This is a genomic window from Vibrio sp. CCB-PB317 (assembly GCF_022808245.1).
Taxonomy (GTDB): Bacteria; Pseudomonadota; Gammaproteobacteria; order Enterobacterales; family Vibrionaceae; genus Vibrio; species Vibrio diabolicus.
This window is the reverse complement of sequence record NZ_JALGNU010000001.1, coordinates 1,544,549-1,559,675: the sequence shown is the minus strand read 5'-3', so window position 1 is coordinate 1,559,675 and position 15,127 is coordinate 1,544,549. Positions and strand designations below refer to the sequence as shown.

General features: G+C 45.1%; 12 protein-coding genes. 3 read left to right on the top strand and 9 right to left on the bottom strand.

What is annotated here, in order from left to right:
- Window positions 1-993, top strand: coding sequence for an ABC transporter ATP-binding protein (locus MTR11_RS07205; protein ID WP_238970302.1), 993 nt, complete (start codon window positions 1-3; stop codon window positions 991-993).
- Window positions 993-2,789: an aminopeptidase P family protein gene (locus MTR11_RS07200; protein ID WP_243327212.1), complete on the top strand. Its 1,797-nt coding sequence runs from the start codon at window positions 993-995 to the stop codon at window positions 2,787-2,789. Before MTR11_RS07205 ends, MTR11_RS07200 begins: the two co-directional genes overlap by 1 nt.
- Window positions 2,790-2,948: 159 nt before the next feature.
- Here MTR11_RS07200 and MTR11_RS07195 read toward each other — a convergent pair whose 3' ends face one another.
- Both MTR11_RS07195 and MTR11_RS07190 read right to left on the bottom strand, forming a co-directional pair.
- On the bottom strand, window positions 2,949-5,393 hold the full coding sequence (locus MTR11_RS07195) for a collagenase (RefSeq protein ID WP_243327211.1): 2,445 nt from the start codon (window positions 5,391-5,393) through the stop codon (window positions 2,949-2,951).
- Between the two features lie 350 nt (window positions 5,394-5,743).
- A complete protein-coding gene (locus MTR11_RS07190; protein WP_012841894.1) occupies window positions 5,744-6,277 on the bottom strand; it encodes a hypothetical protein in 534 nt (177 codons plus the stop codon).
- Window positions 6,278-6,722: 445 nt separating this feature from the next.
- On the opposite strand from MTR11_RS07190, the gene MTR11_RS07185 reads away from it, so the two are divergent.
- A complete protein-coding gene (locus tag MTR11_RS07185) occupies window positions 6,723-7,157 on the top strand; it encodes a hypothetical protein (RefSeq protein WP_150918561.1) in 435 nt (144 codons plus the stop codon).
- Window positions 7,158-7,277: 120 nt separating this feature from the next.
- Here the strand turns inward: MTR11_RS07185 and MTR11_RS07180 are convergent, their stop codons facing one another.
- The 7 genes from MTR11_RS07180 to MTR11_RS07150 form a co-directional block, all read right to left on the bottom strand.
- Window positions 7,278-8,126 (bottom strand): ABC transporter permease, encoded by an 849-nt coding sequence (locus tag MTR11_RS07180; RefSeq protein ID WP_005393492.1) that lies wholly within the window; start codon window positions 8,124-8,126, stop codon window positions 7,278-7,280.
- Between the two features lie 2 nt (window positions 8,127-8,128).
- Complete coding sequence (locus tag MTR11_RS07175) at window positions 8,129-9,409, bottom strand: ABC transporter permease (protein WP_243327210.1); 1,281 nt, start codon at window positions 9,407-9,409, stop codon at window positions 8,129-8,131.
- Window positions 9,406-10,527 (bottom strand): ABC transporter ATP-binding protein, encoded by a 1,122-nt coding sequence (locus tag MTR11_RS07170; protein WP_243327209.1) that lies wholly within the window; start codon window positions 10,525-10,527, stop codon window positions 9,406-9,408. The genes MTR11_RS07175 and MTR11_RS07170 overlap by 4 nt, the downstream gene beginning before the upstream one ends.
- Window positions 10,528-10,600: 73 nt before the next feature.
- Entirely contained in the window at window positions 10,601-11,515 is a 915-nt protein-coding gene (locus MTR11_RS07165; RefSeq protein WP_243327208.1) for a dihydrodipicolinate synthase family protein, read from the bottom strand.
- 56 nt (window positions 11,516-11,571) lie between these two features.
- A complete protein-coding gene (locus tag MTR11_RS07160) occupies window positions 11,572-12,546 on the bottom strand; it encodes an ornithine cyclodeaminase family protein (protein ID WP_243327359.1) in 975 nt (324 codons plus the stop codon).
- Window positions 12,547-12,633: 87 nt separating this feature from the next.
- Window positions 12,634-13,707 (bottom strand): polyamine ABC transporter substrate-binding protein, encoded by a 1,074-nt coding sequence (locus MTR11_RS07155; RefSeq protein WP_017633955.1) that lies wholly within the window; start codon window positions 13,705-13,707, stop codon window positions 12,634-12,636.
- 124 nt (window positions 13,708-13,831) lie between these two features.
- Entirely contained in the window at window positions 13,832-15,088 is a 1,257-nt protein-coding gene (locus tag MTR11_RS07150) for an NAD(P)/FAD-dependent oxidoreductase (RefSeq protein WP_243327207.1), read from the bottom strand.
- Window positions 15,089-15,127 lie beyond the last annotated feature (39 nt).

Below are 15,127 nucleotides of genomic sequence, written 5' to 3'. Positions count from 1 at the left end.
ATGAATAAAAAAGAAGTCCTCATGTCTGCTCGTGATTTAAACGTCCACTTTCCTGTTTCGCGTCACCTTATTCCAAGTCGACGTAAAATCGTTAAAGCGGTCAATGGTATCGACTTAGATGTTTATCGAGGTGAAACACTTGGCATTGTGGGGGAATCAGGCTGCGGAAAATCAACGCTTGCACGCGCCTTACTTCGCTTAATTGAACCTACACATGGCGAGTTGACTTGGAAAGGTCAAGACATGCTCGGGTTTAGTAAAAAAGAGCTTTCCTCTCGACGTAGAGAATTTCAGATGGTGTTTCAAGACCCATCCGCTTGTTTGAATCCGAGATTAACCATCTCAGAATGCATCGCCGAACCACTGCTCACCCACGAGCCACAACTTAAACGGGCAGAGGTAGAAAAGCGTGTCATCGCTATGATGGATAAAGTGGGTCTCTTGGCGAGCCAGCGAAACCGCTATCCACATGAATTTTCCGGAGGTCAATGCCAGCGTGTGGGCATTGCCAGAGCGTTAATTCTCAATCCAGATTTGGTCGTGTGTGATGAACCTGTTAGTGCGCTAGATGTCTCCATACAAGCTCAGGTCATCAATCTTCTAGATGATCTTAAACAAGAAATGGGGTTAACACTGGTAATGATTGCGCACGACTTAAGCGTGGTGCGCCACATCAGCGACCGCGTTATGGTGATGTATCTTGGTAAACCTATGGAAGTAGGACGTTACGATAAAGTATTTGATGATGCACAACACCCCTACACCAAAGCACTGTTATCTGCTGTCCCGATAGCTAATCCGCAATTAGCACGTGACCGTGAAATACAACTATTGCCCGGCGATCTTCCTTCTCCACTTAACCCACCGAGCGGTTGCGTTTTTCGTACTCGATGCCCAGAAGCCACAGAAGTATGCGGGCAACAGAACCCAATAAAAACAGGCTCGGAGCAGCATCATATCTATTGCTCAAATATGACTTTAGGAAACATTTAATGAACAATACTAACTCAGTAAACCAACGCCTTACGTTATTGCGTGAGGCAATGTCCTTTCACAACGTGTCTGCATATATCGTGACCAACAATGATCCACATAACAGTGAATACTCAGCGGATCATTGGTTAGCGCGAAGCTGGATTTCAGGTTTTACCGGTTCTGCAGGCGATGTCGTCATTACCCAACAAGGTGGTGGCCTGTGGACTGATGGTCGTTACTATATTCAAGCTGAAGAACAGTTACACGGCACAGGACTTGAACTGTTTAAAGCCAAACAACCAGAAACGCCGACAATTGCCAAATGGCTAGCTACCACGCTCCCAGAAAACAGTATTGTAGCGGTTGACGGGCGCGCCATCAGTTACGCTTTTTATCAAGGCCTCAAACATGCCTTTGAAGCGAAAAACATTAAGATCATTCTCGACCTGGATTTACTCGCACCGATTTGGCTTGAAAGACCACTTCGCCCAAGTACACCCGTATTCGAGCATCCCACCGCTTTTGCTGGCGTTGACACAGAAAATAAGTTAGCGAGAATCCGTTCTTGGTTAACCGAGAACCAAGTAGATAGCTTATTAGTGTCAACGCTAGATGATGTCATGTGGACAATGAATATTCGAGGTGGTGATACTAATTACTGCCCAGTTTCTGAAGCCTATCTAATCGTAGAGCAATCACTTGCGACACTGTTTATTGATAAAGCCAAACTGCCTCAAGACGTTGAAAGAGCGCTGACCGAGCAGAGTGTACACATTCGCCATTACAACTACGTAAGTCAGTATTTGAATCAGCAATGTGAGGGATTATCGCTCGCTTTTAACCCAACCCACACAGACAGCTTATTGGTGAGTTCGATTGAACAGAATGTGAATCTAAAGCCAATGGCTTGCCCTGTAACGGCAATGAAGGCCATAAAAAATGCGACCGAGCTAACTAGCCTAGAACAGGCATTAACAGATGATGGTGTGGCAATCGTAAGGTTTATGAACTGGCTCGAAGAGCAAGTTCCAAGCGGACTCGTTACAGAATTGTCTGCTGAGGCACAACTGAATCACTATCGCCGTCAAACCCGACATTATGTGAGTGACAGTTTCCGCACTATCGCAGGCTTCGCAGCTCACGGGGCAAAAATGCATTATGCCGCCGATGAAGAAAGCAATGCGGCAGTCAATGAAAGCAACTTCTTTCTCGTCGATTCTGGTGGCCAATACCTTGGCGGGACAACAGACATCACCCGTACTTTCCACTTCGGGTCACCGACCATTAAGCAGCGCAAAGATTATACCTTGGTGCTCAAAGCGGTCATCCGACTGACTCAGACTCGATTCATGAAAGGCTCTACGGGTACCAATCTTGATATCATGGCGCGTGGCGTCTTATGGCAACATGGTATTGATTACAAGTGCGGCACTGGACACGGCGTAGGCATTTGCTTGAATGTTCACGAAGGCCCACAAAATTTCTCGCAAAGCCACCACGAGGTTGAGCTAAAACCGGGGATGGTCATTACTAATGAACCAGGCGTTTATCGCGAAGGTGAGTACGGGGTAAGAATAGAGAACATTCTTAAAGTTGTAGAAGTAGAACAAAATGAGTTCGGCACGTTCTACGGTTTTGAGACTATCACTCTTGCTCCAATTGCGACCAACGCCCTTGATTTATCAATGCTAGATCAAGCAGAGCTAGACTGGCTCAATCATTACCATTCACGAGTCTATCAAGCACTTAGCCCTTTTCTTGATACGCAAGATAAAAACTGGCTTCAACGCACAACCCAACTTATTGAGAAATAGGATATCAGCAAGCTTTATAACGTTTTCATTTTCATCTCAAACTCCTTGTTTGCCAGCCTTCGGGCTGGTTTTTTTTATAGAGATAACGGCGTGAAAAACAAAAACGCCCCGCAATGTTAGCGAGGCGATCAATTAAATTAAAATGATGCAGTTAATGCCCTACTGACGACACTTCTGAGCATCAAAATCAACGACGATGGCGGCATTCTCAAAGTCACCAGAGACTTTAACGTAGCCCCAGTAGTTACTCTGATTTGACAACGTAATACACTCTCCATTACCAATATTATCTGACCACCCGTGAAGATTAGTACCATCCGGCCAACCCGAGTTACTGTATTCAAGCTTTAGGTTGCCCGTACCGTTTCCCGTCGTTATCGCCAGATTTGAGCTCTCATTCACCGCTGGCACGCTCAGCCAAATGGTTTGTTGATTTGCCAAGCAAACAGGCTCTCCTGCTGTTAGGCGTCCACCGCTTACTTTACTTTGCACCGCGCAGTCTTGTGGCAATGTGTCATTACCGCCCAACGTTGAGATAAAAACACTATGAGTGGCGGTTGCCGTCAAGCCTTCACTGTCTGTAACACTTAGACTGACCGAATACTCCCCTTCACTCCCATATTGGTGCGTCGGCTTGGTTTGTGTACTTGTCGAGCCATCACCGAAGTCCCATAAGACGCTGACGATCTTCCCGTTTGGGTCTGTACTGTTTTCACTGCTAAATGTAATGCTTTCACCGACTTTCCCCTTACTGTTTGCGGTTATGACTGCATTAGGTGCACCATTTGAGACAAGGGCTTGCTGCCACTGCTCAAACTCACTTTGATACAAATTCGCCCATTGGGTGATCGTGGCCTTGTAATTGCTCCAATTCCCTTGGCGTGTTTCCACCAGCATTTGGTTTACGTCATCTTTATGATTTTCAAACATAAAACGTACAGCTAAGTACCCCCAACGATAAATTCGACCGACATCAAACCCATCATAAGTAGTCTCGAAAATCTCACTTAAGGTATACGTCGAGCCGTCTAAAATCGTCTCAAGTGCTGCTTGGTTGTCATTTTCTTGAGCGACATACTCTGCAATGCCTTCACTCCACCACACTATTTTTTCAGTTGGATGACTAAACCCTCCATAGAGATCAAATCGACCATCTAAGTAATGCACGTATTCGTGCTCTAGGTTCCAGACAAAGTGATCCGCGTTCGCATAAGAGGCTTCATAAGCAATAAAGTTGGGAATATTCCCCGGCTGGGAAGGGTCGCCCTCCAAGTACATACCGCCATTGTCAGTACTAATATCGAAAATTGGCCCTGCGTACTTACCATAATCGGTGCTTGAATCGAATATATTGACTTGGAGCTGAGTGTTGTGGTCATCTTTTACTGGCTGTTCACCAGTTTCTAAAGACTGATGAAAGTAACCCTCTTCGTAACCCATTTTAGAACATGCGGCCGCGTGTTGCTCTTGCGTCATATTCTGGGACAATATTCGAATTGTCGGGCTACAAATATAAGTTTGCGATAGCACCAAGCCTTTTAGCTCAGTTTCGAAATTACAAATTCCGAACTCACTACAATCTGCGTAATATGAGGCGGTGTCCGCCGCCGCAAGCCAAACCGCGTCACCCCGACCATACATTTCATACTGTTCAAAGATTCGACTCAGCTGACTCTTCACAACAGAACTCGCGTTACCCGTATACTTGGTCAGACGCCCGAGCTCTCGCCCCGCATTCGCGGCCATAAACTCATCTTCAGCACCGATTGATGACGCCCTTAGAGCAAAATCGCCTAAAGCTTTGGCAAGGTCTGTTTGGTTACCAATTACTTGCACAAATTGCTCGTTCCACTGCCCACCAAACAAAATAGTGAAAACACCGTTAACTGCATTGCGCATATACCAGTGCTGGGCGTATTGATCATTCCAACGTGTAAGCCACTGGGTCACTTGCGGTAAGTACGCGTGCTGCAAGCCGGCACTATCCATAGTGATGATGACCTCACTAAGCACTTTGCCGTGACGGTCGCTGTTCTCGTAGAAGTTTGCGTTATTAACAAACGCATCCACTGATTCTTTCACCGCTGGTGTGACCCATTCAATAAATGAGATGTTGTCATTGTAAAACTCGGCGTAATAACCCGCGCGTAAGTATAAGAACAACGTTTCTAGTTCATCGCTCCCGCCACCCGTATACCCCTTCGCCAATGTCGTAGTGTGCTTAGCGATGTTGTACATATGATCGGAGCTAAATACCGACTCTTGAATCCGACTTTCAGCAGAGAATAACTGGTTCACACACGTCGCGCCCTGACTTAAAATTTCGCTGATCAATTGGTTACTGCTTTCGGTAACCAATGCCTCCAAATCACAAGCTGTGCTCGACTCATCAAGGCTTTCGAGTGACTGTACTCGAGTTACCTTGGAGGGCTGAATAGGGAGAGTTGCGGTTGGTTGGTATTCAACTCGATTGGATTCAACACCGTGTGTATGAGCCGAATGTGCATGTTGCTCTGTAACTTGAGAAACTGGCTCGCTTAACGCAAATACGCCAGTGCTGGTTAACGTTGTCGCAATCGCGACACTCAAAATCTTCAGTTCCATCTAATTTCTTCTATATTGAGTTTTCCTTAGATGCATTACGTCTTTTGCATCGCCACTGCCCTTATTACTGCAAGAGCATCTCCATATAATCTACTCGCAAGACAAGAAGAAACATTTTGTTAACAACTAGATGTGGCGGTATCAGTTTTTGGTACCAGAAGGAACACGGAGTGAGCTTTAAAAATTCGTATTTGTTAAAAAATAGAGATGAGCTAGAGAAGAAACGTGTAGTTAAACGGGTATACCCAGCACGTTAAATGGCTAGGTATACTCCAAAGCGGGTCGGTAAAAATTCGCGAATCAAAGCCCCTAAAGAAGGAATCGGACAATGGGCTAATACTCTGTAGGTTCTAGGCTGCTTTGTGGTCGAAGAGTGCGGTAATTTGTTCTTTTAACGCATGCAAAAATTCGGTATTTGGTGTGTTTTCAAGGTACATTTCATACTCTTTAGAATTATAAAAGTACTCATGCGCTGATGCGTTAAGGATCTTACTAAAAGACAGTGTTTCCAATTCATCTTCAAGAGCACGGCAACTCAATTCACCATACCCTGAGTCGCTATCTTTAGCGAATTGGGTTTCAATGTTGCTGATATATAAAACACAATCCTTGATAAAGAGCTCAACGTTACTTATGCGCTGTTCGATATCTTTAAGCTGACCGCTGTTCCACTTAGACTTTTCTTGCTCGAGCTTATCAATAAGTCCACTTTCACGTAGTCTGGTATTGTTATCTTTAATTCTTAGTAACTCATCGAGCACTTTATTAAACTCAGACTCAGCCCTAAGTCTTAAGATTTCCAACTCCTTGGAGAACAGCTTTGCTTTTAACTCACTTGCTTGATACAAGCCAGATATAGCAGCATTTCTTTTAACTCCAAACATAAAAATCCACCCAAAAGATACTTACTAAAAAGTAGCACACAAAAAGCAAGATAGAAGACGCGAGGTTTTCGTCAGCACGCTACACATTACTACCTAATCTCGATTGTAACGTAATAAACAGAATTTTCATCACTTAGAACCACCAACTATTTGAATGAAAATCACACAGTTACTTTGATAAAAGTATTTATTTTAGAAAAGGCAATCCCAAGTATGTAACGGTATAAAATTGACACTATAAAAACAAAAACGCTCACACTCTACTACCAAAGTCAAATATCAATGTCAGAGATTGGACAAAACACTCACTATTTACAGTAATGAAAAGCCACTATTTCATTGAGAACCAAAATTTCAACATACTACATCGGACTATGCTGATCATAGACGGGGTTACTGATGAAACGTTAGAATGCCACTACTCTGGTAACCTAGCATAATATTTATGACCGACGCTGATATCGAGCTACAACACCTTTGGTTAGAAGTCCAAGCCGAACGCTGGCAAAACCTGCCACGCTTTTTATTCAGTTACTACTGCTACAAGCACAACCTTGTCAGTAAAACCAACAAAGTTTGCTGGGAGACGGCACGTGCAAGACTGCCCGCTTCAACATCAATAAAAGAGCGAAAAAACGCGGTGGTTGAACCGTTAGTCCCTGAGGAAGCCGTCGTTGGATTATTGAAAACCATCAGCAAAGATGGGGAAATGACGTTTGACGTGATGGGAACCACACTTGATGCGTTTTTACACTATGTTGTGATTAGCAAGGAAGAAAAAGCCCGACTTAAACCAAACATGCCAGCTAGTTGGTATCAGCAATCGAACAAGTCGCCTTTGGCACGTTTCGAGCAGGCTGGCATTAAGCTACAAGAGTGACATGTCAGTCATCGCTGACGATAAACACAAAAGACAAGCGCCTACAATGAGGCGCATTTGGTCAAAAATTGAGGAGCCCCTAAACAAAAGTGCATAGCGAGCAACAAAGAAAAAGTTTGGTTATTCTTGAATGCCTCGAATGCGTACATTACGCCTACGTAGAACTTCTAAAGTCACGAGCAAACACACCGACATAAAAATCAGCAACGTAGCGACCGCCAATATGGTCGGACTAATTTGCTCTCGAATTCCTGACCACATCTGCCTCGGAACGGTTTTTTGTTCTGCCCCAGTCAGGAATAACGCCACCACAACCTCGTCGAACGATGTGCCAAAAGCAAACAAGCCGCCAGAAATCATCCCCGGACGAATCAGCGGAAAGGTAATGTGTCTGAAAGTATAAACAGGGTTTGCTCCTAAGCTAGCCGCCGCTTTTACCAGGCTATGATCAAAGCCGCTTAAGGTCGCAGTAACGGTAATGACAACAAAAGGTGTACCTAACGCGGCGTGTGCCAAAATGACGCCTAGATAAGTTTGTGATAAGCCAAGGCGTGTGTAGAAAAAGTACATCGCAGCAGCAGAGATAATGACTGGTACGATCATAGGTGAGATCAACAGCGCCATAATCGTATTGCGAAAAGGCAAATTACTACTGGCTAAACCCAACGCCGCCAGAGTTCCTAGCCCTGTTGCAACGAGTGTCGCCATAAAAGCAATGAACGTGCTGTTTTTCAGCGCCAACAGCCACTGATCACTAGTAAACATTTCTTGATACCAGCGAGTAGAATACGCTGCCGAATCAAGGTTTAGCATCCCCTCGGTAAAAGTAAAGTAAGGCGTTGCATTAAACGATAACGGGATGATGGTCAGAATTGGAGCGATTAAAAAGAACAGCACCAACCCACAAAAAACTAAATAGCCTGCGTAAGCAACTCGCTCTACTTTTGATGCATAGTTTGGTAATGCCATTGTTATCCTCCTACCTTAAGGTTATTAATGCCAACCACACGGTTGAATATATAAAACAGAACCAGTACAACGAACAAAAGCAGTCCACCCAATGCGCCAGCCATCCCCCAGTTCAGTGATGTCTGCATATGATAGGCAATCATATTGGATATCATCTGTCCGCTTCTTCCACCAACCAAAGCGGGCGTAATGTAGAAACCAATAGAAAGAATGAAAGTGAGCAAGGCCCCCGCACCTATCCCCGGTAACGTAAGCGGCATATAAACTTTGATGAACGCAATGAAAGGCGTCGCGCCTAGAGAACGAGCGGCACGGAAATAAGTTGGGCTAATTCCTTTCATTACGCTGTACAGAGGCAGGATCATAAACGGCAGCAGAATGTGAACCATAGACACCACCGTTCCGAAGGTATTGTGAATCATCTGAATTCGTTCGGAAGTAAAACCCGACCAAATAAGGAGATCATTAATGACCCCTTGGTTTTGCAGCAGAACAATCCAAGACGTGGTTCTGACTAATAATGACGTCCAAAATGGCAGCAGCACAATGATTAAAAGTAAGTTCGCGCGCTTATCAGGTAAATTGGCAAGCAGGTAAGCAACGGGGTACGCCATCACCAAACAAATTAAGGTGATTGAAATAGACATCCAAAAAGTTTTAAAGAAAAGGTCGACGTATATTTGGCGTTTTTCTGGTTGGGGCTCAATGTCTCCAAACTCATTCACTTGCAAGTCTAGCGCAGCAAGATAATGACTGAATGTTAATGCGCCACTAAGATTCTTAAACGCCGCCCAATATTTAGGATTAGTCCATCGCTTATCAAGCTTGGCCAACTGTGTCACCGAGCTCGGCAGCGACGTCAAACGAGACAACTTTCTGCCGGTTTTCATGAGTAAACTGCGCATACCAGACTCTTCAATATTCATCCGGCTGGCTATTTTCGGTAGCTCTTTGCTTTGATAAAGCGCAAGTACTTCAACAGAGAATGCCTCAATGACTTCTTGATGAGGCTGACCTTGATAATCCCAACTTTCTAAGGCTTGAATAGTTTGTGGGAGTGACTGGGATATTTCTCGGTTATCCACGCTTCGATAAAGCATGTCGAGGATAGGAAAAGCAAACGTAAACAGGATAAAGCACACCAATGGAATTGTAAGCATAATAGAACGAAGCTTTTTTCGGCGCTCCGCCTTTTGCAGCTGCGCTTTCAGATTGGTTTCTTGCTGATGAACTTGACGTTCGACTTCCAATACAGAATCTAATGCGGTTAGCTCTCGACTCATGCTGCTACCTCGCTACTTTGAGTTTGTGTCCCATCAAGAGCATGGCAATCGTCACTTTGCCAACCAATACGACAAATGGAGCCAAGCGTTAACTGCAAGTGTTTACGATTATCGTTAGGTACTTTAACGATGAAGTGACCAACGCTCTCTACTTCGACGACCAGACGATAATGATCACCGTGATAAATCAATTCTCGTAGGACGCCTGAGACTTGGTTCTCACAAGACGCTTTCTCTGGTTGAATAACAATCTTTTCTGGTCGAATGGAAAGTGTTGTCCTCTGCCCTTGCTCAGAGACTCTGACAGGTTTCGCAGTAAATAACTCTTTCCCAACGAGCACTTGGCAATACTTTCCGTTCCACTCTTTGACTAAACCTAAGAGTTGGTTGTTTTCTCCGATAAACTGCGCAACAAACGTATTACTCGGAGATTCATAAAGCTCGGTTGGTGTCGCGAGTTGTTGCACTTCGCCGTGATTAAAAACCGCAATACGGTCGGACATAGTGAGAGCTTCGTCTTGATCGTGCGTCACATACAAAATGGTGATACCAAGCTTTTCATGCAAATGTTTAATTTCCATCTGCATTTGCTCACGCAGCTGCTTATCTAATGCGCCTAGCGGCTCATCCATCAACACGAGTTTAGGCTCAAACACTAATGCTCGCGCTAACGCAACACGCTGTTGTTGACCACCTGATAACTGCTTTGGGTATCGAGTCGCAACATGCTCAAGCTCGACCATTTCTAATACACTCTGAACTTTGCTTTGAATCATGTCACTGTCGAGTTTTCGCACCTTTAAAGGAAACGCAAGATTCTCAGCAATGGTCATATGTGGAAACAACGCATAGTTTTGAAACACCATACCAATATCGCGCTTGTGCGGCGCGAGATGATTGACAGGAACGCCATCGATATAAATGTCTCCACCGGTCGCAGTTTCAAAGCCTGCTAGCATCATCAAGCAAGTGGTCTTGCCCGATCCTGACGGCCCCAACATAGTAACGAACTCTCCAGGAGCAATATCTAAGTTGAAGTCTTTCACCACCAAATTCGTGCCATCGTAGGTTTTCTTAACGTGTTGAAAGCTGACATAGTCCTTGTTTTCCGTGCTCATGACTTCCCTCTTCTCATTTTTTGAATATTACGAATGAGTAGAGCGTCAGTTAACGCTCTACTAAACAGCACAATTACAGATAGTATTTGGATAGGTCTAAGCGGGTTTCTAACGCATGTTCAACCATTTGAATGACTTGTTGACGCTCTTCACCTTGTAAAAGTTGGCGTGGCGCACGAACTTGTTCAGATCCACGTCCGCAGACTTGCTCGGCCAGTTTAATGCACTGAACCAGCGTAGGAATGGTGTCTAAACGCAGTAGCGGTAAGAACCAACGGTAGATTTCTAACGCTTCAGCATAACGACCTTGGCTTGCCAGTTTATAAATCGCGACGGATTCTTCTGGGAATGCGTTGGTTAAACCAGAAATCCAGCCGGTCGCGCCTAGCATCAATGATTCAAGAGCAATGTCATCAACACCACTGAACACGGTAAAGCGGTCATCAAATTTATTGTAAAGCTCAGTGATACGACGAGTATCAGTGGTCGACTCTTTAATAGCTACAATGCTTTCAAACTCAGCCAGTTTCGCCATGATATCGAGGTTTACATCGACACCATAAGCAACCGGGTTGTTGTAAATCATGATTGGCATTTCTGGCGTTGCTTTTGCTAGCGTGCGGTAATATTCGAACGTTTCGCTCTCAGACGTGCGGTAAACCATGGCAGGCATCACCATACAACCATCGATACCAATTTTGTACGCATCCTGCATGTAATCAACAGCTGCTGTGGTAATAGACTCTGCTGTACCAGCAATCAAAGGCACACGGCCATTTACGACTTCGTTTGCCGCTTGCAAGACCTGGCGTTTCTCCTCCGGGTACAACGCGCAGTTCTCACCGACGGTACCCAAGCAGATAATGCCATTCACACCATCTTTAATCTGGTTGTCTATAACGGTTTGCGTTGCGTCTAAGTCGATTGACTGATCTTGACGAAATTGCGTACTGACCGCCGGATAAACACCTTTCCAATCAATTTTCATGAACTACTTTCCTTATATGTATATTGTATGCAATTTAAATAAACGAGCAAAAATGCTCAGGCATGGCTATCTATGCCATTTTCTAACAACACCGCCTTTACAGCGGCCAAATCAGCCAAAGCACTGCCAACTGATTTGTATAAAGTAATGACCTCATCGTTTTGACGTCCTGAGATTTGTTGGGCACAAAGCTGCGGTAATTCCCCTTTGATATCGTCTGACGTGAACACGCCCTCTTGAATTGGAATGAGAAGATCGCCCGCTTCGGCTAATACATTAATGCGGCTATCGACATACACCTGCGCTCGTTGCACTGCTTTAGAGTCGCATTCACGCTTGTCCAAGTCATGATTACCGACCAAATCAATATGGGTGCCCGGCTGCACGTCTGCGCCATCAAACAAAGGCTCTGCTGATGCGGTAATACAGCTGATGATGTCAACGTGTTTGATAACGTGGTCCACATTTTCTACAACTGAAACGCGAAACCGACGCTCATCAGGAAGCGACTGATACTCTGAAGATGACACAATGGCATCTACCGTCGCCTCGGCTTTGTCTGAGTTGCGCCCCCAAATGTAAACCTGCTTAAGTGGGCGAACCGCAGCGTATGCCCACGCAAAATAAGGCGCAAGATTGCCCGTTCCGCAGATCAACAGACGATCAGCATTGGGGCGCGCTAAATAGTCCGCTGCCAGTGCAGAAGCTGCGGCGGTGCGCCAAAACGTTAAAACTTTACCGTCTACGAGTGCGACCGGCTCACCATCATTTCGTCTAAAAACAAGTAGCTTAGATGCAAGCGTATCTTTGCCTTGCTCAGGGTTATGCGGGAAATACGTAAAGGCTTTCACCGCAATCAACTCCTGGTTCCAAGCTGGAAGTAGCGCAAACGCCTCGTATTCTCCCTCTTCTAAGGGTATGACTCGGCGTTGAGGTATTGTCGCTGGCCGCGAGTACATTTCACGCATCGTTTCAATAAGAGACTTCATTGTTAAACATTGCGCGACTTGCTGTGCTTCGATGACTTTCATCATTTCTCCGAAAACATAAATACAGTTGAGGAAAAGTACGGAACCTCGCTTATGGATGAAAACTCGGCCCCATACACAAATTAACGCCTAGTTAAGCAGCCAGGTATTGAACTCTTCATTTAGTTCATCCGCGTAGTCTGACCACCATTCATCGTTAATCAGGAAGGCGGTTTGGAAGTTTTGAGGTGCGGTAGGAAGGTTCGCTAAAATGTCTGGGTTCACCTCCGCCGAAGACGACTTACGCGTAGGCCCATAGGCAACGTACTTAGCTTGATCAGCTAATGGTTTTGTTCCTGAAGAAAAAGCGATGAAGTCCAATGCAAGCTTTGTGTTCTCACTCCCTTTAGGTATCGCCCATCCATTCATGTAACCCATTTGACGGTCCCATATAATCCGAAATGGTTGACCTTCATCTTTACGGGCATTGTGAATTCGGCCGTTAAACGCCGAGGCGATCACCACTTCTTTGTCAGCAAGCATTTGAGGTGGCTGGGCACCAGTTGTCCACCACAGTACTTCTGATTTGATCGTATCCAACTTAGCAAAAGCACGCTCACGCCCCGCTTCGGTTTCGAGCAGGCTGTAGACCTCTTCTGGCTTTACACCATCTGCCAATAGTGCCCACTCAAGATTGCCCTGAGGTTGTTTTTGCAATGCACGTCGACCTGGAAAAGTTTTTAGGTCAAAAAGATCGGTCAACTTGCTAGGCAAAGCCTTACCTTTAAACGCGTCTTCGTTCACCGCTAATACTGTGGACACAACGATGGTATTGATTGCGCATTCGTGAATCGCACCATCAATGAAATCCTCTTGTGCTGGTGTTCCATCTGCGCCCGGAGGCAAAATACTTGGGCTCACTGGTTCTAATAGCCCTTCTGCACAACCACGAACAATGTCCGGCTTGTCGAGAGAAACCAAATCCCAGCGCACGTTGTTCGCTTCCACCTGCGCTTTAATTTCGGCTAATCCGCCGCTGAAATCCTCGGATACGATCTCTACACCTGTTTTTTTAATGAAAGGCTTGTGATATGCCTCCACTTGGCTCTTGGTGAATGCACCACCCCAAGATACGACCGTCAATTTGTCTTCAGCATAAGCAGAGGTCCCCAACAGCATTCCTGAAATCAACAGCGCCAATGGTGCTTTGGTCATTCGTGACATGTTTTACTCCTTTTGGTTGTTTTTCTGGAGGCATCCGAATACGGCTGTTGGACACCAGTTTTTGTTAAAATCAAGTTAACATTGGCATTTAATATATTTTATACAATATTTAATATTAAATTTTTCAGGCAAATCGTTGTAGTGAAAAAGGTGAAAGATCAATCGATGTCGGCTTTCCTTCGATAAGCTCTAAAAGGAGATCTGCCGTAATCGCCGCTTGAGTTAATCCAAGGTGTTGGTGACCAAATGCCAGTAATACATTTCCATCCCAAATGCTATCAATAACCGGTAACGAGTCGACTGTTGAAGGCCGATTCCCCATCCACTTTTCTCCTTGCTTGAGTGGATGTAACCCCGATTCAAACATCTCATCACCTAACTGAAAAAGCATTTCTGAACGTTTCATATTGGGTGGTGACTCTACATCGGCATACTCAACAGTGCCTGCCAAGCGTAACCCACCTGACATAGGAGTCATGATGAATTTTCTATCGGCAGAGCTAATAGGAAATGGCAATACATCACGCTTGTCATCCACCATTAGGTGATAACCACGCTCGGCTTGAATAGGCACTTTGACTCCGGTTAGTTGCCGTATCAAAGGCTTAGAATGTACACCTGCGGCAACAATGATTCGGTCAAATGAATGTGTTTGAGACTCAACCAGCACATCGCCATTTTTCGCCAACGCAGATACACCTTTTTGTAAAACCTTACCGCCAAGAACTTCAAAGGCTTCACTTAGCTCAGCACAGAGCTGATAAGGGTCTAGCGTATGACCTGTTTCGGGAAAAAAGACTCCGACACGAACCTTATGGCTGAGATCAGGTATCCGCTCTCGAATCGCCTCTTGTGTCCAAACTTGATACGCCACACCGTTTTTAGCCAGTGAGTTAAGCGTACTTTGGTAGTCTTTAAACAGTTTCTCGTTTTCAAAAGTGAGCAATGAACCATTCATTTTTATTAGATGTGCTTTTCCGATTGAATCAAGCACGCCACGCCAACTTGCCACTGACCGCTCGTTAAGACTCTTAATCGCGTTTTTTGCCCGCTTCGCGGCTGATGGCTTTGTTTGTAATAGAAAACGAATCATCCACCCGATTGTGTTTGGAATATCTTGCCAACGGATCGAAACCGGACTTTTGGGATCTAGCAGCATTTTAGGTAATTGTGGAAGCAGCGCTGGCGTTGCAAGAGGGAAGATTTGCTCAGTCGCGATATGACCTGCATTTCCCTTAGAGCATCCATTCCCCACGCCGTTGGGATCAAAAATTGTGACTTGATAACCTTGCTGCTGCAACTTCAATCCAATTGATAAGCCAATAATCCCCGCACCTATCACGGCGATCCTTTCCTTTTTGGTTTCATCCTTGACCAACATAAATATGCTCCGAGTCACACTTGAAAACGTAGATTGTAT

Excerpts from the sequence above, each read along its gene's own strand:
- MTR11_RS07205 (WP_238970302.1), top strand. The coding sequence starts at position 1 with ATGAATAAAAAAGAAGTCCTCATGTCTGCTCGTGATTTAAACGTCCAC.
- MTR11_RS07200 (WP_243327212.1), top strand. The coding sequence starts at position 993 with ATGAACAATACTAACTCAGTAAACCAACGCCTTACGTTATTGCGTGAG.
- MTR11_RS07195 (WP_243327211.1), bottom strand. The coding sequence starts at position 5,393 with ATGGAACTGAAGATTTTGAGTGTCGCGATTGCGACAACGTTAACCAGC.
- MTR11_RS07190 (WP_012841894.1), bottom strand. The coding sequence starts at position 6,277 with ATGTTTGGAGTTAAAAGAAATGCTGCTATATCTGGCTTGTATCAAGCA.
- MTR11_RS07185 (WP_150918561.1), top strand. The coding sequence starts at position 6,723 with ATGACCGACGCTGATATCGAGCTACAACACCTTTGGTTAGAAGTCCAA.
- MTR11_RS07180 (WP_005393492.1), bottom strand. The coding sequence starts at position 8,126 with ATGGCATTACCAAACTATGCATCAAAAGTAGAGCGAGTTGCTTACGCA.
- MTR11_RS07175 (WP_243327210.1), bottom strand. The coding sequence starts at position 9,409 with ATGAGTCGAGAGCTAACCGCATTAGATTCTGTATTGGAAGTCGAACGT.
- MTR11_RS07170 (WP_243327209.1), bottom strand. The coding sequence starts at position 10,527 with ATGAGCACGGAAAACAAGGACTATGTCAGCTTTCAACACGTTAAGAAA.
- MTR11_RS07165 (WP_243327208.1), bottom strand. The coding sequence starts at position 11,515 with ATGAAAATTGATTGGAAAGGTGTTTATCCGGCGGTCAGTACGCAATTT.
- MTR11_RS07160 (WP_243327359.1), bottom strand. The coding sequence starts at position 12,546 with ATGAAAGTCATCGAAGCACAGCAAGTCGCGCAATGTTTAACAATGAAG.
- MTR11_RS07155 (WP_017633955.1), bottom strand. The coding sequence starts at position 13,707 with ATGTCACGAATGACCAAAGCACCATTGGCGCTGTTGATTTCAGGAATG.
- MTR11_RS07150 (WP_243327207.1), bottom strand. The coding sequence starts at position 15,088 with ATGTTGGTCAAGGATGAAACCAAAAAGGAAAGGATCGCCGTGATAGGT.